At 66.7% G+C, this 18,444-nt stretch carries 15 protein-coding genes and 1 pseudogene; 14 read left to right on the top strand and 2 right to left on the bottom strand.

Annotation, left to right across the window (positions count from 1 at the left end; genetic code table 11):
* Positions 1-200 precede the first annotated feature (200 nt).
* The 3 genes and pseudogenes from KEC56_RS09040 to KEC56_RS14105 all read left to right on the top strand — a co-directional run.
* On the top strand, positions 201-1,709 hold the full coding sequence (locus tag KEC56_RS09040) for a class I adenylate-forming enzyme family protein (protein WP_227530680.1): 1,509 nt from the start codon (positions 201-203) through the stop codon (positions 1,707-1,709).
* On the top strand, positions 1,706-2,566 hold the full coding sequence (locus KEC56_RS09035; RefSeq protein WP_227530679.1) for a hypothetical protein: 861 nt from the start codon (positions 1,706-1,708) through the stop codon (positions 2,564-2,566). Before KEC56_RS09040 ends, KEC56_RS09035 begins: the two co-directional genes overlap by 4 nt.
* Positions 2,547-2,807: pseudogene (locus KEC56_RS14105) on the top strand (holo-ACP synthase); the annotation flags it as partial. The gene KEC56_RS09035 and the pseudogene KEC56_RS14105, both read left to right, overlap by 20 nt.
* 186 nt (positions 2,808-2,993) lie before the next feature.
* On the opposite strand, the gene nadE reads toward KEC56_RS14105, so the two are convergent.
* Positions 2,994-3,989, bottom strand: a complete 996-nt coding sequence (gene nadE, locus KEC56_RS09025) for an NAD(+) synthase (RefSeq protein ID WP_227530678.1) — start codon at positions 3,987-3,989, stop codon at positions 2,994-2,996.
* The gene (gene asnB, locus KEC56_RS09020) at positions 3,986-5,974 is read right to left on the bottom strand and encodes an asparagine synthase (glutamine-hydrolyzing) (protein ID WP_227530677.1); all 1,989 of its coding nucleotides are present in this window, start codon (positions 5,972-5,974) and stop codon (positions 3,986-3,988) included. The genes nadE and asnB overlap by 4 nt, the downstream gene beginning before the upstream one ends.
* Before the next feature lie 185 nt (positions 5,975-6,159).
* Between asnB and KEC56_RS09015 the strand changes: the two genes are divergently transcribed.
* The 11 genes from KEC56_RS09015 (at position 6,160) to KEC56_RS08965 (ending at position 18,426) form a co-directional block, all read left to right on the top strand.
* On the top strand, positions 6,160-6,408 hold the full coding sequence (locus KEC56_RS09015) for an acyl carrier protein (protein WP_227530676.1): 249 nt from the start codon (positions 6,160-6,162) through the stop codon (positions 6,406-6,408).
* 67 nt (positions 6,409-6,475) lie between these two features.
* Complete coding sequence (locus KEC56_RS09010; protein WP_227530675.1) at positions 6,476-7,033, top strand: serine O-acetyltransferase; 558 nt, start codon at positions 6,476-6,478, stop codon at positions 7,031-7,033.
* Positions 7,034-7,161: 128 nt separating this feature from the next.
* Entirely contained in the window at positions 7,162-7,923 is a 762-nt protein-coding gene (locus KEC56_RS09005; protein ID WP_227530674.1) for an SGNH/GDSL hydrolase family protein, read from the top strand.
* Positions 7,920-9,341, top strand: coding sequence for an oligosaccharide flippase family protein (locus KEC56_RS09000; RefSeq protein WP_227530673.1), 1,422 nt, complete (start codon positions 7,920-7,922; stop codon positions 9,339-9,341). Before KEC56_RS09005 ends, KEC56_RS09000 begins: the two co-directional genes overlap by 4 nt.
* Positions 9,338-10,690: a glycosyltransferase gene (locus KEC56_RS08995; protein WP_227530672.1), complete on the top strand. Its 1,353-nt coding sequence runs from the start codon at positions 9,338-9,340 to the stop codon at positions 10,688-10,690. The genes KEC56_RS09000 and KEC56_RS08995 overlap by 4 nt, the downstream gene beginning before the upstream one ends.
* 16 nt (positions 10,691-10,706) lie before the next feature.
* Positions 10,707-13,136 carry a DUF7402 domain-containing protein gene (locus KEC56_RS08990; RefSeq protein WP_308013007.1) on the top strand — a complete coding sequence of 810 codons (2,430 nt, stop codon included), beginning with the start codon at positions 10,707-10,709 and terminating at the stop codon, positions 13,134-13,136.
* Positions 13,137-13,179: 43 nt separating this feature from the next.
* On the top strand, positions 13,180-14,304 hold the full coding sequence (locus KEC56_RS08985; protein ID WP_227530671.1) for a glycosyltransferase: 1,125 nt from the start codon (positions 13,180-13,182) through the stop codon (positions 14,302-14,304).
* The gene (locus KEC56_RS08980) at positions 14,301-15,404 is read left to right on the top strand and encodes a glycosyltransferase family 4 protein (RefSeq protein ID WP_227530670.1); all 1,104 of its coding nucleotides are present in this window, start codon (positions 14,301-14,303) and stop codon (positions 15,402-15,404) included. The genes KEC56_RS08985 and KEC56_RS08980 overlap by 4 nt, the downstream gene beginning before the upstream one ends.
* A 34-nt stretch (positions 15,405-15,438) precedes the next feature.
* Positions 15,439-16,122 carry a hypothetical protein gene (locus KEC56_RS08975; RefSeq protein ID WP_227530669.1) on the top strand — a complete coding sequence of 228 codons (684 nt, stop codon included), beginning with the start codon at positions 15,439-15,441 and terminating at the stop codon, positions 16,120-16,122.
* 1 nt (position 16,123) lies between these two features.
* Entirely contained in the window at positions 16,124-16,999 is an 876-nt protein-coding gene (locus tag KEC56_RS08970) for a hypothetical protein (RefSeq protein ID WP_227530668.1), read from the top strand.
* Entirely contained in the window at positions 16,996-18,426 is a 1,431-nt protein-coding gene (locus KEC56_RS08965) for an O-antigen ligase family protein (RefSeq protein ID WP_227530667.1), read from the top strand. The genes KEC56_RS08970 and KEC56_RS08965 overlap by 4 nt, the downstream gene beginning before the upstream one ends.
* The last annotated feature ends 18 nt before the right edge of the window (positions 18,427-18,444 follow it).

The following is an 18,444-nucleotide window of genomic DNA, read 5'->3' as shown; positions in this document are numbered from 1 at the left end:
CAATCGCTCGATGCATCCGTGCTGCACGTCGGCAGCGTCGCTGGGCGTGAAGTCGGCCACGACGTCTCGCTGCGGTCGGTGTCTTCGTGTGCGGGCTGATGGATACCGTGGTGATCGTGCCCAGGCTTACGCTCCGGCGTGACCGGGCGTATCATCTGGTCGTGAACGGCCCTTTGGGGATCGGGCCGACTGGGGGAGACATGAATACTGCGCAGTATCTGCTGAGCACGGGTGAGGACCACAGACCCGTGTTCGTCGATGGGGACCGGACGTACAGTTATGCCGAGCTGCGCGGTGCCGTCGCGAAGGCCGGCACGCAGCTGGAGGAGTTGGAACTGCCTCTCGGGGCTGCTGTCGCTCTCGCCGCGCCGAACAGCTTCTTCTGGATCGCGGCGTACCTCGCCATCATCGCCGCAGGGCTCGTCTGCGTGCCGATGCCGTCCGTTCTCGCGCCGGACGAGTTCCGTGCTCGCCTGCGATTCGCCGGATGCCGTGCAGTCCTGTTCGGCGGTTCGGAGGCACGGCGGATCGGGCCGCTGGCAGACGTCGCGGTGCTCGACAATACGATTCTTGACGATACTTCCCGCGGAGATGATCGCGGGGGCGGCCCGGAGATCCGCGAGGTCGACGACGACGAGGACGCTGCGTATCTGTTCACCTCGGGGACGACGGCGGCGCCTCGTGTGGTGCGCATCACGCATCGCAATATCCGTGCGAACACCGAATCGATCCTCGGCTATGCGGGCATCGCCGGCGATGACCGGATGCTGGTGGTCCTGCCGTTCTCGTATGTGTTCGGCGCTTCGCTGCTGCACACGCATCTGCGTGCCGGAGCGTGCCTGGTGAACCAGCCGTCGTTCGTCTATCTGGAGTCGGTCGTGGAGCGCCTCGCCGCGCAGTGTTGCACTGCGATCGCCGGAGTGCCGTCGAACTTCCACGCGCTCATGCGCAACAGCTCCTTCGGCACACGCGAACTGCCCGACCTCCGCACGGTCCAGCAGGCGGGAGGTCGGATGTCCCCTGCGATCGTCGACGAGATCCGCGCGGCGCACCCTGGTGCACGTCTGCTCGTCATGTACGGGCAGACCGAGGCGACCGCGCGGCTGTCGTATCTGCCTCCGGAGGACCTCGACGCGCACGCAGGATCCATCGGACGCGGCATCCCGGGCGTGACGCTGCGCGTGGTCGATGAGCAGGGCGCCGATGTCGCTCCCGGAGGAGTGGGCGAGATCTGGGCGACGGGGGAGAACATCTCGCCCGGCTACCTGTTCGACGAGCAGCGCACGGCCGAGAAGATGCCGGGCGGGACGCTGCGCACCGGAGACCTGGCCACGATCGACGCCGACGGCTACATCTACGTGGTCGACCGCGCAGAGGACTTCATCAAGTCGTGGGGGATCCGCATCGCCAGCCAGGACGTGGAATCGGCGGTGATGGTGCTGCCGGAGGTGATCTCGGTGGCGGCCGTCGGCGTCCCGCACTCCGTGGCGGGCGAGGCCGTAGCCGTGGCCGTCGTCATGCGTCCCGATTCCGACCTGGATGCCGCGCGTCTGATTGCGCACTGCCGTACGCGGCTGCCCAAGCATATGGTGCCGGAGTTCGTCGCGTTCGTCGAGCAGCTGCCGCTGAACAGCAGCGGCAAGGTCGTCAAGCGCGAGGTCCGCGATCGGCTGCGCGATCTTGCGGAAGATCGGAGCGTGCCGGCATGATCACGTCGGAGCGCACCGGTGCCAGGTGGCCGGCGAAGCGCAGATGGCGCTGGGCGGTGACATCGGCGGCGCTGCTCGCGCTCGCCGGGATCGGAGTGTGGTTCATGGTTCCCAGGCCCGCGGAGGCGGTCGCCGTGACTGAGCCGACGAGCGGTCAGCTCGATGCCTTCACCGAGACGAGTGTGCTGTTCGGCCACCAGTCCGTCGGCATGAACATCCTCGACGGTGTCGAGAACGTCTATCGGGATGCCGGTCGTGAACCCCCGCAGATCGTCGAGGCATCGGACAGTCCGGGCGGCGCGGCGATGGTGCACGCCTATGTCGGCGCCAACGGAGATCCGCTCGGCAAGTTCGCCGACTTCCGCGATCTCGTCGATGGGCCGGCTGGGGATGCCGCAGCGATTGCGCTCGTCAAGCTCTGCTACACCGACATCACAGCATCCACCGATGCCGAGGCCGTGTTCGCCGAGTACACCGAGCTGATGGCAGATCTGGAGAGACGTCACCCTGACATCGCATTCCTGTACGCGACGGTGCCCCTGACCACGGACCGCAGCTGGCGGACGAACCTCAAGGCGCTGTTCGGCTCGGACGACCAGATGGGGCCGGCTGACAACCAGGCACGCGAGCAGTACAACACCTTGATCCGAGAGGAGTACGCGGCGAGCGGGCGGCTGTTCGACATCGCCGCGGTCGAGGCCACGATGGAGACCGATCCCGCTGTGCGCACCGGTGACGAGGCGGAGTATCACGTGCTGAACACCGCGCTGAGCTCCGATGCCGGGCACCTGAACGACGTCGGTGGTCGTATCGCTGCGGCAGAACTGATCCGGATCGTTGCCGACCTCCGTTCCTGAGACGATCATCCGCGGGATCGGTATCGATCTTGTGGACGTGGCGCGCGTCGAGCGAATCATCAGGGCGGGCAGCGGTTCATTCGCGACGCGGTGGTTCTCCGAACGGGAACGGGTGGATGCCGCGCGCTCCAGCGACGCCGCGCACGAGCTGGGAGCGCGCTTCGCCGTGAAGGAGGCGACGTGGAAGGCGCTGGGCGTCTCGCGCGCGGGGGACCCGGTGCCGTGGGCCCGCATCAGCACGGCGCGCGCCGTGACAGCTCGGGGCTGCTCCGGTTGGTCTGTGACGCTGAACGGTTGGCTTGCGCAGCGCGCGGCGGATGCCGGAGTGACGCGGCTCGTCTGCCTGTCGGCGGTCGTCGAAGGAGTAGCCGTCGCGGTCGCTCAGGCTGTCGCCGCCGGTGACTCCGCGGACGGCGCGCGAGCGGTCTCAGGTGAGATCGAGGTGCTCGACCTCGCCCACGGGGGCGATGAGGACCGGGGCCTCGTGCAGGTAGGCGGTGCTGCGCCGCTTCTGCTCGATGTCGCGGAACACGCGCTCGACCTGCTCTGCACTCAGATCCGCCGCCTGCGCGACGGCCTCGGCGCCGATGCCGTGGTTGAGGCCGAACAGGCAGAGGTCCATGAGCGCGTAGGGGAGTGAGAAGTAGAACTCCTCCTGCGACTGCGGCATCGAGTACGTGTCGGTGGTGGGCTGGCGCGTTCGGATCGACTCGGGGACGCCGAGGTACGCCGCCAGCGCGTACACCTGGGTCTTGTAGAGGTGGGCGATCGGCTTGATGTCGGCCGCTCCGTCGCCGAGCTTGACGAAGAACCCCTGGTCGTACTCGAGGCGGTTCGGCGTGCCGGCGACGGCGTAGTTCAGCCGGTCGGCGTGGTAGTACTCCAGCATCTTGCGCGTGCGCTGTTTGAAGTTGGATGCTGCGACGATCTCGAGATACGCGGATGCCGTGAGGCGCGCGCTGACCTGTTCGCCGTCCGGCGACTGCGCGACCACGGAGAACAGCCGGAGCGCGTCGGAGTCGATGACGCTGGGCAGCACGATCTTCGACGCCCAGCCCGGGCCGTACTCGGGGATGACCGAGCGGATCGCATCGTCACGGCGCTGGTAGCACCCGGCGGCGGTGAGGATCGGCGTGATGTTCTCCTCAGCGGAGTCGACTCCCAGCGCGTCGGTCAGCTCGGTGCTGTACGAGATCGTGTTCTCTGACGACTCCCGCTCGGGCAGGTGCAGGGCGAATACGCGCTCTGGCCCCAGGGCGCGAACACTCAACGCCGCGACCACGCTCGAGTCGATGCCGCCCGAGACGGCGACGACGATCCCCTTGCGTCGCGAGGCCGAGAGATAGCGGCGGATGCGCTCGCCGATGCGCTCGGTCTCGGCTTCTTCGTCGATCGCGAGGCTCTCCGTGCTGAACTCGGTCATGTCCACTCCCCAGCTGGATTCCCACTCGTCCGGTCGAAGGTCACGACCGGTCGCGGCGGCAGCGGCTCCGGCGCACGCCAGTCGCGCACGAGCATCCGGTGCAGCAGCTGCATCGTCAGCACGCCCATGACCCGCATGTTGTCGGTGTTCCCCATTCCGCGTCCCTCAGCCCGGCGCCCCTTCTGCATCAGAAGCTCCACCGCGCGGGGGTTCCAGATGCCCGCCGCAACGATCTCGCCGGGCGAGGTCGCATCGGCCACCCAGTCGGGGGCATCAGTCAAGAAGATACTCGCCGCGTCCGGTGCGCGATAGGGCTGCTTCGGCCGATCGATGATCTCGGCGGGGATGAGATCGGCGAAGGCGCGCTTGAGCAAGTGCTTCTCGTCGAGACCATGCAGCTTGTGCTCGGCGGGAGCGGCGGCGGCGATGTCGAAGACGCGATGGTCGAGGAACGGGAATCGCCCCTCCACGGAGTTCGCCATCAGCATTCGGTCCCCTTGGGACGAGAGCAGGTATCCCGACAGCAGCGTCCGCATTTCCAGCCACTGCGCACGGGAAAGCGGATCCCAGCGCGCGGCCCCTGTGGGCATGTCGGCGAGGATCCGGTCGGCCGACCCGCTCGCGCGGCGGTCGGGATGCAGCATGGATGCGATGGATGCCGTCGTCACCCAGCGCGTGCGGTGCGATACGCCGAGGTCGTTTGGGGCGAAGGGGCGGTTGAAGAAACTCTCGGCGAACGCGGGCACCTGTCCGGGCGAGCGGCGCATCCACGGGTACAGCTGCTCGGTCAGCTCGGCGCGCACCGCGGCATCCGGTTCCTCCGCCATGAGGGCCCGCACCTTGGCCTCGCGGAAGATGTCGTACCCGGCGAGCACCTCATCGGCTCCCTCTCCGGTGACGACGACCTTGTACCCCTCGTCTCGTACGAGCTGCGAGAGCAGCATCATCGGCGCGGGTGCCGAGCGCAGGAACGCGCTCTCGGCGTGCCATACCGCTCGGGGCAGTGCCTCGGCGATGTCTTCTCCCGTGACGGCGACCTCGCGATGAACGGTGCCCAGACGCTGCCGCATCAGCCGCTGGTAGTGGCCCTCGTCGTACTCGGCGTCGGTGAACCGCAGTGAGAACGTGTGCACATCGGCATCGGCGAACTCGGTGATGACCGCTGCTGTGACCGCTGAATCGATGCCGCCGGAAAGGTAGGCGCCGACCGGGACGTCGCTGCGCTGGAACCGCAGCCGGGTCGCGTCGATGACCGCCTCGCGAAGACGCTCGGTGTTGTGCTGGAGGTCGCGAGCCGGTTCCGCGCCGCGGTCGGGAAACGCCGGCTCCCAGTACATGTGCGATGTGACGCCGTGCTCGTCGATTTGCAGATACGTGCCGGGGACGACCTGACGGATGCCGGTGAACAATGTGCGCGGTGCGACCGGCGACCAGGCGGTGAGCAGGTCGTCGATCCCATCGGGGTCGAGTTCGCGGGTGACCGTCAGGTCGCTGAACAGCGATTTGATCTCCGACGCGAACAACACCCTGCTGCCGGAGCGGGTGTAGTACAGCGGCTGGATGCCGTAGCGATCGCGCGACAGGATCAGCTCGCGCGCACGGCGATCCCACAGGGCGATGGCCCATTGTCCGTTGAAGCGGCGGAAGCAGTCCGGACCCCACTCCTCCCAGGCGTGCACGATCACTTCGGTGTCGCTGGCTGTACGGAACCGGTGACCCCGGCTGCGCAGCTCGTCGGCGAGTTCGACGTAGTTGAAGATCTCGCCGTTGAACACCAGCCAGACCCGTTCGTGCTCGCCGGTCATCGGCTGGACGCCGCCGTCGACGTCGATGATCGCCAGGCGCGTGTGGCCGAGAGCCGTGGTGTCGTCGCGGAAGTATCCGCTGCCGTCGGGGCCGCGATGGGCGATCGCGGTCATCATCCGCAGGATGAGGTCCGGTGGGGTCGTCGTGACGGGGTCGAAGACCCCGCAGATCCCGCACATGTCAGTGCTCCACCGGTGACGCGACGATTCGTGCCCGCACTGCGACGTTCATGGAGTATCCTTCTGGCTGTGCGGGCACGGCGTCTGGCCGATGCTAAGCACAATAGAGCACGCGGGTCTGGGGACACGAGGGCCGATCATCACGGGGAAGATCGGCTCGCACCGCGATGGGGATAGGGGAGAGCATGCTCACGATCGATGGGCGCATCGAAGAATTCATTCTGAACAGCTTCCTGTTCGGAGACAGCGGACGGATGCCGTCTCGGCAGGAATCGCTGCTGCAGTCCGGCGTGATCGATTCGACGGGGGTGCTCGAGCTCATCGAGTTCCTCGAGAGCGAGTTCGACGTTCGCGTCGAGGACACCGAGTCGGTTCCCGAGAACCTCGACTCGATCGAGAACCTCATCCGGTTCGTCTCGGTGAAGACCGCCTGAGGGCGCGTCTGACGTCGCGATGTCGACGACGATTGCGGCGGGATCTCTCGCCGCCGATACGACACGGATGTTAGCGAGCCTGCTCGACGGCGCTCGGACGCCGCTCGGGCGCAAGCTCGCGTTCGTGATCTCGAACTCGGAGCTGCACAGCGTCGCGTGCTATCGGTTCGGCCGGTTCGCCCTGCGTGCGGGCCGCCGTTCCCGGTTCGCCGGATTCGTGTTCACGGTGATCCACCGGATCTGGAACCGGTGGATCACACACCTGCACCATTGCGATATCTCTGTGCACGCCGAGATCGGCCGCGGGTTCCTGCTCATGCACCGCACCGGCGTCATCATCGGTGGGGCGACGATCGGCAAGAATGTCGTGATCCACCAGAACGTGACGATCGGGCAGAGAGTCGCCGGCGGCGACCAGGGGCTCCCCGCGATCGGCGACGACGTGTGGATCGGCCCGGGCGCTGTGATCACGGGAGCGATCCGGATCGGCGACGGGGCGACGGTCTCGGCCGGGGCTGTGCTGTCGCGCGATGTGCCGGCGCATGCCCTCGTCGCCGGGGTGCCGGGGCGCGTGGTGGCGCAGGACTACGACAACCGGGCGATGCTCGGACCACTGGTGAGCTGATGAGCATCGAATCGCGAGCGCGGAGGCATCCCAGTGCGAAGATCGCGGCGCTGCTTGCGGCCGTGTTCGTGCTGGTGGGGTGCACCGGGGACATAGAGGCCGCGGGGACAGGCGCGTCGGCTGAGTCGGTGCCGGAACCGTCGGCGCCCCAGGCATCGGTCGAGCCGAACTCAGTGGCGACGCCGGATCCGTTGCCCGAACTCGATGCTGTCGGACTGGAGTCGCTGCGGCAGGTACGGATTTTTTTCGCTCATCGTTCGGTGGGCGGGAACATCGTCGAGGACGGCTTCCCGGCCGTGTACCGGCGGCTGGAGCTCGAGCCGCCGCGCGTGGATGTGGGGCTCCCCGCGACCGGGGGCGGCTTCGGCGACCACTGGCTCGATCAGACCGAGGACCCGCAGTCCAAGCTGCGCGACTTCGATCGCTGGGTGCGCATCGAAGGAGTCGGCGCGAACGCCGACATCACGGTCATGAAACTCGGCTACGTCGACGTCGTGGCGGACACCGATGTGCAGCACCTCTTCGACTCCTATCGTTCGATGATGGATCGGCTCGAATCCGACTACCCGCAAGTCGCGTTCCTGCACGTCACTGTCTCGGTCACGGGATGGCAGCCGGAGAACAACGCCGCCATCGAGCGGTTCAACACACTCATGAGGGATCACTACGGGCCGACAGGTCGGCTGTACGACCTGGCCTCTGTCGTATCGACGTGCGCGGACGGACGCTCCGAGACGCGAGAGACCGAAGAAGGAGATCCGTATCACAGCATCTGCGATGAGTACACAAGCGATGGTGGACATCTCAACGAGCTCGGCGCGACGATCGCGGCGGACGGACTACTGCGGCTGCTCGTCGCTGCCGCTGCAGAGCGTGAGGATTCACGATGACCGGCACTGAGCAGTCTCTGAAGATGACCGCGGCTCGCGGCGCGGCGTGGAGCGCTGTCAGCTCGATCGTTCTGCGGCTGGGAAGCCTCGTCGTCGGGATCGTACTCGCCCGGCTGCTGACGCCTGAGCAATTCGGAGTGTATGCCGTCGCGCTCACTGTGCAGTCGGTCCTGTCTACAGTCTCAGACCTCGGCCTGTCGTCGGACTTGATCCGGTCGGAGGAACCGGAGAAGATCGCACCGACCATCGCGACGCTCGGGCTCGTGAGCGGCGCGACGATGACGCTTATAACGGCTGCCACGAGTACCTCGGTGGCGGGACTGCTGGGAAGCCCGGAGGCGGCGCCCGCCATCTCGGTCCTCGCTTTCACCCTCGTGCTCGGAAGCATCAGTCTCGTGCCGTACTCGATGCTGATGCGTCGATTCCAGCAGCGGGCGATGTTCCTGGTGGGGGCGGTGGACTTCGTCGTGTCGACCACGGTCACCCTCGTCCTGATCTTCTTCGGCTTCGGGGTGATGGCACTGGCACTGGGGCGCGTCGCCGCGCAGGTCGTGTCGTCGACGATGCAGTTCTTCCTCGCACGCGTGCGTCCGCGCTATGGTCTGGATCGCACACGGCTCAAGCCGATCCTTGCGTTCGGCGTTCCGATCGCGACGGCCAACCTGCTCGCGTGGGGACTGCTGAACGTCGACAACGTGATCCTGGCGAGGATGGTCGGGGTAACGGCTCTCGGGTACTACGTGCTCGCGTTCAACATCTCGAGCTGGCCGATGAATGCTCTCTCGCAGAGTGTGCGCGCCATCTCCATGCCGTACTTCTCCCGCGCTGACGGCCCGTCCGGCGGACTGGCCACGGTCGTCGCGATCGGCTGGGCCGGCGCGCTGCCGGCGGGTGGCGTGCTCGCCGTGCTGAGCGCACCGCTGATCAGCGTGCTGTACGGGGACAGATGGCTGGCAGCAGCCCCCGTGCTCGCAGCGCTCGGGATATACGGTGCGCTGCGGGTGGTCTTCGATATCTTCACCGGATTCCTCTATGCGCGAGGACGCGCGCAACCGGTGCTGTGGATCCAGGTGATATGGCTGATCACGCTCGTGATGGGCATGATCGTCGCGACCGGATCGTACGGAATCGTCGGCGCAGGGTGGGTCCACGTCATCGTCGCGGCGGCTGTCGTTCTCCCCGCCTACCTGATCGTCCTGCGTCAGAGCGGCGTCCGCGTGATGCCGCTCATCCGCCGATCGCTGTGGCCAACGGCTGCGGCGATCCCCGCGATCGTCGCAGCCGTTGTGTGCCACACGTTCATCGATCATGACCTCCTCGCGCTCCTGATCGGCTGTCTCGCGGCCGTCGCGGTGTACGCCGGGCTGGTCTGGCCGTGGGCGTGGCGGGAATGGCGACGGATACGGCCGGTGCGATGAACGAGCTACGAAACGCGATGTTCGCGGCGTTGGGGCTGCGAGCAGCCGATGTCGCTCTGCGTGCGCTTACTGTGGCCACCGACGCCGTGCCGGCGAAGTATCGGTTCGGGCACTGGAATCGGCTGCTCGCAGCGTTGGCGCTCAGAGGCGGCCTGCCCATCGTGGAGAAGCGGGCTGCCGGCGAGCGTCGGCTGGGTGCAGCCGTTGCGACCGAGGCCGGTGAGCCGATGTCGTGCATGATTCTGGCGGGCGATCTCGACACGGGTGGGATAGAGACGGTCGTCGCGACCCTCGCCCCAGGGCTGGCATCGATGGGGTTCGACGTCGAGGTGGTCTGCTCGTCCGGCGGACGCGTGCAGCGGATGCTCGAGAACGACGGCCTGCACGTGTCGTTCGTGTCGCATGATCGGGTCGGAGAGCATATCGCGCATCGCCGGCCGGACGTCGTCCAGCTGCACCGGCTCGACCCGACGCTGATGCGGTCGCTCGCGCCGTGGCGTTCCCGCACGGTTCCCGTATTCCACGCCATGGAGTCGTACCTGACCCCAGCTGTGTGGGGTGAAGTCACTCGGATGCTGCACGATGCCCCCGCGAGCGTCGCCGTGAGCACATCGGTGCGCGACTACTTCGAGGAGCGCACGGGTGCGACGGCGCTCGTCGTCGAGAACGGTGTTCCTCCTGCTGAGACGATCGACGAACAGCAGCACGCCACCGCGCGCGCCGCGATCGGGAGGGCGCTCGGTCGCGAATTCGGCGGCGAGGACGTCATCGTGCTGGGACTCCAGCGGTTCAGCGAGCAGAAGAACCCGACAGGTCTCGTCGATGCCTTCCTGCTCGCGGCCGAACAGGATCCGCGACTGCAGCTGGTCGTGGCAGGCGCGCCCAACAGCTGGCTGGAGGTGCGTCGTGCGGACATCATCCGCCGACGGCATCCGAACGGCGACCGGGTGCACTTCCTCGGCGATTCGGATTCCTCGACCCTTTTCCAAGGTGCGGATGTCTTCGCGCTGGATTCGTTCTCGGAGGGCGGACCGATCGCGGCGGTGGAAGCGATCGCGCACGGCTTGCCGATCGTCGTGACGGAAGTCGGATTCGCCCGCGAGCTCGTCGACGTCTGCGGCCCGCGGGGCGTGCTGGTCGTCCGAGCGAACGAGGACGTCAGTGAGAGCGCGATGGCGCGTCAGCGCCGGATGCGTCATCAGAGGAATCGCCGAGCGTTCTCGGAGGGGATCCTGCGGGTCGCCGCGCACTCCGTCCGCGCGACACAGGGAGTACCGGAGCGCTTCACCGAGAAGAATATGGTGCGCAGGCACGCCGACATCCTGCGTTCGGTGGGCTCGCGGATCTAGCGGCGGAGCGCCCGTCGTGCCATACTCGGAGCAGGTTCGGATCTGGGGTCCGTGCCGATACTGGGGTCGTGCGCTCAGGCGTACGCGCAATGCATTGGGGAATGCAGTGTTCAAGCATGCGAATCGATCCATTCTGGGGATCGCCACCGCTGCCGTGCTCACGCTCGCAGCGCTCGTGGTTCCGACGTCTGCTTCTGCGGCGGATTGCGAGACGACAGTCGCGACCATAGTGGCTCATCAGGATGACGACATCCTGTTCATGAATCCCGATCTGATGACCGACATCGATGCCGGTGCATGCGTGGTCACCGTCTTCCTGACCGCAGGCGACGACGGTCGCGAGGCGGACTACTGGCAGGGCCGCGAGCGCGGCTCCCAGGCCGCCTACAACACGATGCTCGGCCTGTCGTCTGATGCGGCATGGCAAGCGAGCACGGCAACGTTCGCGGGGCGGTCTGTGGCGGTGTCGACGAGCCCGGATGCCGGTTCGATCACGGAGGTGTATCTTCGGCTCCCGGACGGCGGCGTCTTCGGCGAGGGGTACCCGATCAGAGGGAGGCAGTCGCTTTCCCAGTTGTGGGAGGGCGAGCTGGATCAGATGACTGCTGTCGACTCCGGCGTCCCGTACACGCGTCAGGGACTCATCGACACGATCGCCGCGATCGTCGACACGTATGCGCCCAACACGGTGCGGGTGCAGGATTCCCGGTCGGGCCAGTACGACCATGCTGACCACATCTCAGGCGCGCGTTTCGCACTGGCGGCCCTTGACGGGTTCGGCGGAGACATCGTCTCTTATCGCGGATACAGCTCGCAGACCGAGCAGGTGAACGTCTCCGGTGATGCGTTGGTGGCGAAGACGGCGGCCATCCGCAGCTATGCGGCGCATGACCACCTTCTCTGCAACGAGTCGGTGTGCCCGAGTGGCGACGCGGCGTTGTGGACCGAGCGTCAGTACACGGCTCCCATCCCAGAGCTGGAGGTCGGCGTGCCGGGTCCCGCCGCGTACGACGGGCCGAACGTGGCGCGCAATGCGCGAGTACTCGCATCGTCGGAGGCGTCGGGGCAGGCGGCGACGCAGGCGATCGACGCTGTGGTCGACGGCTACCCCGGCGACTGGTCGGCTGAGTGGGCTACCCGATCCGAAGGAGCTGGCGCTTGGCTGACGCTCTCGTGGTCGTCGGCCCAGACGATAGATCGGGTGTATCTGTACGACCGGCCGAACGAGTCGGATCGGATCACAGGGGGAGTGCTGACCTTCTCCGATGGCTCCACCGTGACGGTGCCCGCCCTCGTCAACGACGGCTCGGCCACCGTCATCACGTTCGCTGCCCGAAACACGACGTCACTGAAGTTCACGGTGTCGTCGGTTTCGGCAGGCACAGGCAATGTCGGGCTCGCCGAGCTCGAGGCGTACAACGGCGATGTCGCACCGGATCCGGGAACGGAGCCCGAGCCAGACCCCGAACCCGAACCCGACCCGGATCCGATCCCGGTGCAGGAGGGTGTGCCCGGGCCAGCGGCGTACGACGGTCCCAATGTGGCGCGGAACGCATGGGTATCGGCATCGTCGCAGGCGTCCGGCCAGTCTGCGACGCAGGCTATTGACAGTGTCATCGACGGGTACCCCGGCGACGCCTCTGCGGAATGGTCGAGTCACTATCAGGGGCTTGGCGCCTGGCTGTTGCTGTCGTGGTCCTCCGCGCAGACCATCGACCGGGTCTACCTTTACGATCGTCCCAACGCGTCCGACCAAGTCACCAGCGGCGTACTGACGTTCTCCGATGGATCGACGGTGCCTGTGCCCGCGCTGAGCGACGACGGATCGGCGACGGTGGTGACGTTCCCGTCGCGGGCGACTACGGCTTTGCGCTTCACGGTCTCGTCGGTCTCCGAGAGCACGCGCAATGTCGGACTCGCCGAGATCGAGGCCTACAACGGAGATGTCGCACCGGGCCCGGAGCCCGATCGCGATCCTGAGCCTGAGCCCGCACCGGTGCAGGTGGGTGTGCCGGGGCCGGCGGCGTATGACGGCCCGAATGTGGCGCGGAATGCGTGGGTGTCCGCGTCGTCGCAGGCATCGGGGCAGGCCGCGACGCAGGCGATCGATGGTGTGGTCGACGGGTATCCGGGGGATTGGTCGGCCGAGTGGGCGTCGCACTACGAAGGCGTTGGCGCGTGGCTACTGTTGTCGTGGTCGTCGTCGCAGATCATCGACAGGGTGGTGCTATATGACCGGCCGAACGAGTCCGATCACATCACAGGCGGTGTTCTGACGTTCTCGGATGGCTCGACGGTTGCGGTTCCGGCGCTGAACAACGACGGGTCGGCGACGGTGGTGGCGTTCCCGGCGCGGGCGACGACGTCGCTGTTGTTCACGGTGACCGCGGTATCGGACAGCACGCACAACGTCGGACTCGCCGAGATCGAGACATCCAACGGCTGAACCCGCTCGCGCTGACCGGAACTGGGGAGGAACGGTGGCACACGTGCTGAACAACAGAGACGACGTCGTGGTGATCACCGCGTCGAACAGCTGGTCCGACAAACGAATGGCGGACCACCAGCTCGCGGCGGCCCTCTCCACGCGTGTGCGGGTCGTCTTCGTCGATCCATCCGGATTCAGGCGCCCGACCATCGACGAAGATGACGTGCAGGTGATCGTGATCCGCCCGATCCGGCTTCCGTTCGTCCGGCTGGCGTTGATGACACTCCTGAGTCGCCGTCTCATCGCCTGGCAGATCCGACGCGTGCTGCGCCGCATGGAAGCCACTCGAGTCGTCCTGCTCGAGGGGAACGTGCTGTACCCGGTCTCCGGTCTCATCGGTGAGGACGCGACGGTCTACTGGGCTCAGGACGACTGGCAGGGGCTCGCTCCGATGATGGGTCTCGACCCCGCCGTCCTCGCACGGAACGAACAGATGGTACTGGGACGCAGCCGTTCGGTTGTCGCGGCGAACCCTCTGGTCGCAGAGCGACTGAAGGACCGACACGACAAGGTGAGCCTGATTCCGTTCGGCGCCAGCACCGAGCTGTTCGCCGGCGCAGTCGGGGAGGCTCCCGGCGACGATCACCCGGTCGTTCTGATGGGAACGCTCAACTCGCGGATCGACTACGGCATCCTGGATCGCATCGTCCGGTCCGGGGTGCCGTTGCTCATCGCCGGGCAGATCGACACCGCCGAGGCGCGCGACGCGCTGACCGCCCTGCAGGATGCCGGTCGAGTCGAGTATCTGGGAGCCGTCGACTTCGACCAGCTCCCGCCAGTGCTCGCACGATGCTCCGCAGGGATCGTGCCCTACACCCACTCGCAGTTCAACCGGGGAAGCTTCCCGCTCAAGACGGTCGAGTATCTGGCGGCCGGCCTGCCGGTAGTCGCGACGGATCTGCCGGCGATTAGGTGGCTCGACTGCGACGACGTCCGCATCGAAGACGATCCGGCGGCGTTCGCCGACGTGACGCGCGACCTATGGCAGCAGGGTCGCCCTGCCGTCGCGGACAGGATGCGCCGTACAGGATTCGCCCGCGATCACGACTGGAGCGAACGGGCCGCGCAGTTCTTCGATGTGCTCGACGAGGCCGGGCTCGCGAGCCGGGAACGGGCGCTGCGATGACCGACCAGGCTCAGGATGCGCCGCGCGTGCTCTACGTCCGCACCGAGGGGAACTCGTCCCTGCCGCGCGTGATGCGAAGACAACGTGAGCTCGAGGGGGCAGCCCCACGCCGTGTGCTCATCGAGGAAGCATTCGGATTCGACCTGCTCGGGGAATCGGACATCGCCGGCATCCCCGGATTGCGCGGTGCGATCCTGCGCCGGCTGCCGACGTTCATGGCCCTCGCCCTTGAGGTCATGCGGCGCCGACGCGACTACGAGATCGTCGTTTCATGGGCCGAGAAGTATAGTGTCGCGATCGCCGGGATCCTGCTCCTGTGCCGGCGCCGCCCGCTGCACGTCGCACTCATGGACTGGATCTCGAAGCCGATCGTACGGGTGCCCTTGCGTGTCGTGAGGGGCGGCATCGATCGGATACTGACCTGGAGCTCCGTGCAGGGCGAGTTCGCCATCGCTCGTATCGGTTTTTCTCCCGAGCAAGTCCGCTTCATCGAGCATCCCGTCGACGACGAGTTCTTCGCCCCGATGACGGCGGACCGTACGATCCTGTTCTCGGCCGGCGAGACCCAGCGCGACTTCGAGACGCTGATCGACGGGGTGGAAGGCCTCGCGATCCCGACGGTGATCGCGGCATCGCGGATCGGCGTGTTCAACGGATTCCGCACGCGGCTCGCAGACGCACAGGAGCTGTCGCTGCCGCAGGGCGTGACGGTGGAATCGTTGGATCCGACTGACCTCCGACGCGCCTACGCGAGGGCGGCGGTGGTCGTGGTTCCGCTGACCCCTGCAGAGAACAACGCCGGCATCAGCGTGCTGCTCGAGGCGATGTCGATGGCTCGTCCCGTCATCGTCACGCGGACCGAAGGGCAGGTCGACGTGGTACGGGACGGCGAGAACGGGCTGTACGTGCCCGCGCAGGACTCCCGTGCGCTGAGGGATGCCGTCGAACGACTGCTCGCCGATCCGGAGTACGCGGAAAGGCTCGGGCGTGCAGGGCGCGATGACGTCGTCGCGAAGCATCGGGCCGATGATTTCGCCGCCACGGTCAGGGAAGCCGTGCACGCGATGGCGCGTCAAGGGGGTGAGATCTCCGTCGAGTAGTCCGCGAAGACCGATCAGACCTGGGGAGGAATCAATGATCATTCGCGACCTGTTGCAGATGTTGCGCAGGGGATGGGCGATCGTCATCGTCATGCTCGTCGCCACCGTGACGGCGGCGGTGTTCCTCCTGTCCACCTCCGGGGTGTACACGACTCGGACGTTGATCGCCTTCACACTGCCGGACGGGACGGATCTCACCGACGACGGCTCATCGGAACCCGGGATCATCACGTTCGCGGCGACGGTCGCCGGTGAGGTCGCAGGAAACGTCGAACGTCCGCAGTACTCCGACGCCGATGCGCGGGCATACGGAATCGGCGTGCGGCAGGGGGTCTTCGTCGGGGTGCCCGACGTCGGCGGTCAATGGAACGTCGTGTACCGGCGGGCGGAGGTCACCGTCGAGGTGGTCGGACCGACGTACGAATGGGTGGAGAAGATGCGGGACTCCACGGTTGCGCGCGTGTTCGACGCCGCTGACGCGCAGCAGGAGGCCATCGGCATCCCGGAGGCGTCGCATCTGGTCTACACGGTCGAGCCCCTGTCGGAGCAGATCGAGCACATCGTCCCCAGCCGGTCATCTCAGATCATCGCTCTCGCGGCGCTAGCCGTCGCGGGGGCCATGGTGGCGGTGTTCGCAGCCGCGTGGTGGGACAGAAGACATAGGAGACATCGATTCACGGCGGCGCGATCTCATCGTTCCGCGGAGGAGGTTGTGTGACATGAACGTCGCGGACATGATGGGGGCCCTCGGGCGACGATGGTACGTGCTGGTGGCGGGACTCGTCATCGCCGGGCTGGCAGCGTTTGGCGCGTGGACCCTGGTGAAGGTCGAGTACGTGCGTACTGCGACACAGCTGATGCTTCCGGGATCGGGCACGATCCCCGAGGACGCCAATCCGTTCCTGTATGTCGGCGGCCTCTCTCAGGCAGCGGATGTGCTGGTGCGCAAGATGGGTTCACCGGATGTGCTCGCCGCTGTGCAGGACGACTACCCGGACATGGAGATCGTGATCACGCGCGACCCCTACAGCTCCGGCCCGGTCCTGCTGATCTCGGTCACCTCGTCGAACGATGCCGACGCCGCGGACGTCGTCGAGGATCTGCTCAGGCTGACGGAGGAGACTCTGCTCGACGTGCAGCGCACCGAGAACATCGCGGCGGCTGATCGGATTACATTGGTGACGCTGACGACCGACGACAAGGGGGTTGTCGAGCAGAAGAGCCGTCTGATCGCAGCGGGAGCCGCCGGCGCGGGGACGGTTGCGCTCACCCTGCTGGCGATCGCCCTCATCGACGGTCTCGCACGCTCGCGCGCGCAACGCCGTGGACGGTCGACATCGGCCGCGGAGCGCAGGAGCGCGGGCGGCACGACAGAGGACGCTGAGTTCGATGACAACACGCTCGACGCCGACGCGCTCGACGGCGAGGACGAGCTTCATGGGGATGCCGTGTCAGACACCGCTGCGCTCGAAGAGGACGTTGACGCGACCACCGACACAGATGTGGGCTCAGACGAAGATGCGGAGGGAGCGGAGCTCGAGTCGGGCACGAAGAAGGGGCGTCCGCGCAGGGCTCCCGCCGCGAGCAGATCATGAGCGTGAACGTGGCGGTGCCGTCGCCGATCCCCGCAGTCGCGCATCGCGGGATGCGTCAGAGCGGGGTCTCTGCGGTCACGATGCTCACGATCTACCTCGTCCTGCTCGTCGGATTCCCCTCCAATATGGCGATCAGCGCGCTCGGCGCGTACGGCCGGCCGCAATTCCTCTGGGGGATCGTGCTCTTCATCTGGTGGGTCTTCTCACAGTTGCAGGTTCAGCGCCGGACGGTCGAGATGATCGGTCAGCCCGTGCGTATCGCACTGGCTGTCTTCCTCATGATCGCCCTGGTGGGTTTCGCGGTCGCACTGCTGCGGGGGCAACCGAGTGACCAGGTCAGCCCGGCGATCTCCGCCATCCTGAGATTCGTGTCATGGACCGGGGTGATGCTCGTCGCGATCGACGGGATCCGGTCGATGACGGAACTGCTCACGATCGTCCGTCGCATCGTGATCGCCTGCGCGTTGCTCGCGATGCTCGGCATCGTGCAGTTCATCTCCGGGCAGAGCTTCCTCGAGGTGTTCAGCGGCATCCCGGGGCTCTCCGAATCCGCGGGCGGTATCGACACTCGGGGCATGTTCCTGCGCTCATCCGGCACGGCGACCCACCCGCTCGAGTACGGAACGGCGCTGTCCATCGCCGTTCCTCTGGCGCTGGCGGTGGCGATCCTGCGGGTGGGGCATAGGCACGAGTCGCGGCGGTTGCGCTGGTGGATCTTCCTCGCGGCCTTGGCGATGGCATCCTTCCTGGCGGTGTCACGATCGACGCTGATCGGATTCGCCGTCGCGGTGATCCTGATGATTCCTGCACTGCCTCGCCGGTATCGTGCGCTCATCATCGTCGGGGGCGCGGTTCTAGCCGTCGTCGTCGTGATCGCGACTCCGGGACTGTATGGCACGATCCTCGGCATGTTCCTCGGAGTGGGGAATGACTCGAGCACTCAGTCGAGGCAGGCAGGAATGGCTCTTGCTCCCGTTTTCCTCAGCGCCTCGCCGTTCGTCGGAGTGGGTGTGGGGACGCTCCTGCCCCGCTACTTCATCTTCGACAATCAGTGGCTCGGCATCCTGATCGAGACGGGGATTCTGGGAACGCTCGCATTCGCGGCGATCTTCGTCACGGCGATCTGGAGCGCGGCGGCGGCTGCTCATCGCTCGCAGCGTGAGGACATCCGGCTCATGGGGCGGGCACTCGCCGCATCAACGGCGGTCGCAGGGCTCCTGCTGGCCTTCTTCGACGGCCTGGCATTCCCGATCGCGGCGGGCCTCATGTTCCTCGTGTTCGGCCTGTGCGGTGCGATCCGCACGGTGAGCTGGGCCGAATCGCGGGGTGCGATGATCGCTCCGTCGACCCTGCAATGGGCAGGTTCCGGTGGCGGACGTACCGCGGCGTTCGCCGGCCCGAAGCGGGCGAGCAGCGCCGTGCGATGAGTTCGGCGCGCGTCGTGC

The sequence above is a fragment of the Microbacterium tenebrionis genome (assembly GCF_020682665.1).
GTDB classification, from domain to species: domain Bacteria; phylum Actinomycetota; class Actinomycetes; order Actinomycetales; family Microbacteriaceae; genus Microbacterium; species Microbacterium tenebrionis.
This window is presented reverse-complemented; position numbering and strand designations above follow the sequence as displayed.

Excerpts from the sequence above, each read along its gene's own strand:
- KEC56_RS09015 (WP_227530676.1), top strand. The coding sequence starts at position 6,160 with ATGCTCACGATCGATGGGCGCATCGAAGAATTCATTCTGAACAGCTTC.
- KEC56_RS08970 (WP_227530668.1), top strand. The coding sequence starts at position 16,124 with ATGAACGTCGCGGACATGATGGGGGCCCTCGGGCGACGATGGTACGTG.
- KEC56_RS08995 (WP_227530672.1), top strand. The coding sequence starts at position 9,338 with ATGAACGAGCTACGAAACGCGATGTTCGCGGCGTTGGGGCTGCGAGCA.
- KEC56_RS09010 (WP_227530675.1), top strand. The coding sequence starts at position 6,476 with ATGTTAGCGAGCCTGCTCGACGGCGCTCGGACGCCGCTCGGGCGCAAG.
- KEC56_RS08965 (WP_227530667.1), top strand. The coding sequence starts at position 16,996 with ATGAGCGTGAACGTGGCGGTGCCGTCGCCGATCCCCGCAGTCGCGCAT.
- KEC56_RS08980 (WP_227530670.1), top strand. The coding sequence starts at position 14,301 with ATGACCGACCAGGCTCAGGATGCGCCGCGCGTGCTCTACGTCCGCACC.
- KEC56_RS09035 (WP_227530679.1), top strand. The coding sequence starts at position 1,706 with ATGATCACGTCGGAGCGCACCGGTGCCAGGTGGCCGGCGAAGCGCAGA.
- KEC56_RS09000 (WP_227530673.1), top strand. The coding sequence starts at position 7,920 with ATGACCGGCACTGAGCAGTCTCTGAAGATGACCGCGGCTCGCGGCGCG.
- KEC56_RS09040 (WP_227530680.1), top strand. The coding sequence starts at position 201 with ATGAATACTGCGCAGTATCTGCTGAGCACGGGTGAGGACCACAGACCC.
- KEC56_RS08975 (WP_227530669.1), top strand. The coding sequence starts at position 15,439 with ATGATCATTCGCGACCTGTTGCAGATGTTGCGCAGGGGATGGGCGATC.
- asnB (WP_227530677.1), bottom strand. The coding sequence starts at position 5,974 with ATGTGCGGGATCTGCGGGGTCTTCGACCCCGTCACGACGACCCCACCG.
- nadE (WP_227530678.1), bottom strand. The coding sequence starts at position 3,989 with ATGACCGAGTTCAGCACGGAGAGCCTCGCGATCGACGAAGAAGCCGAG.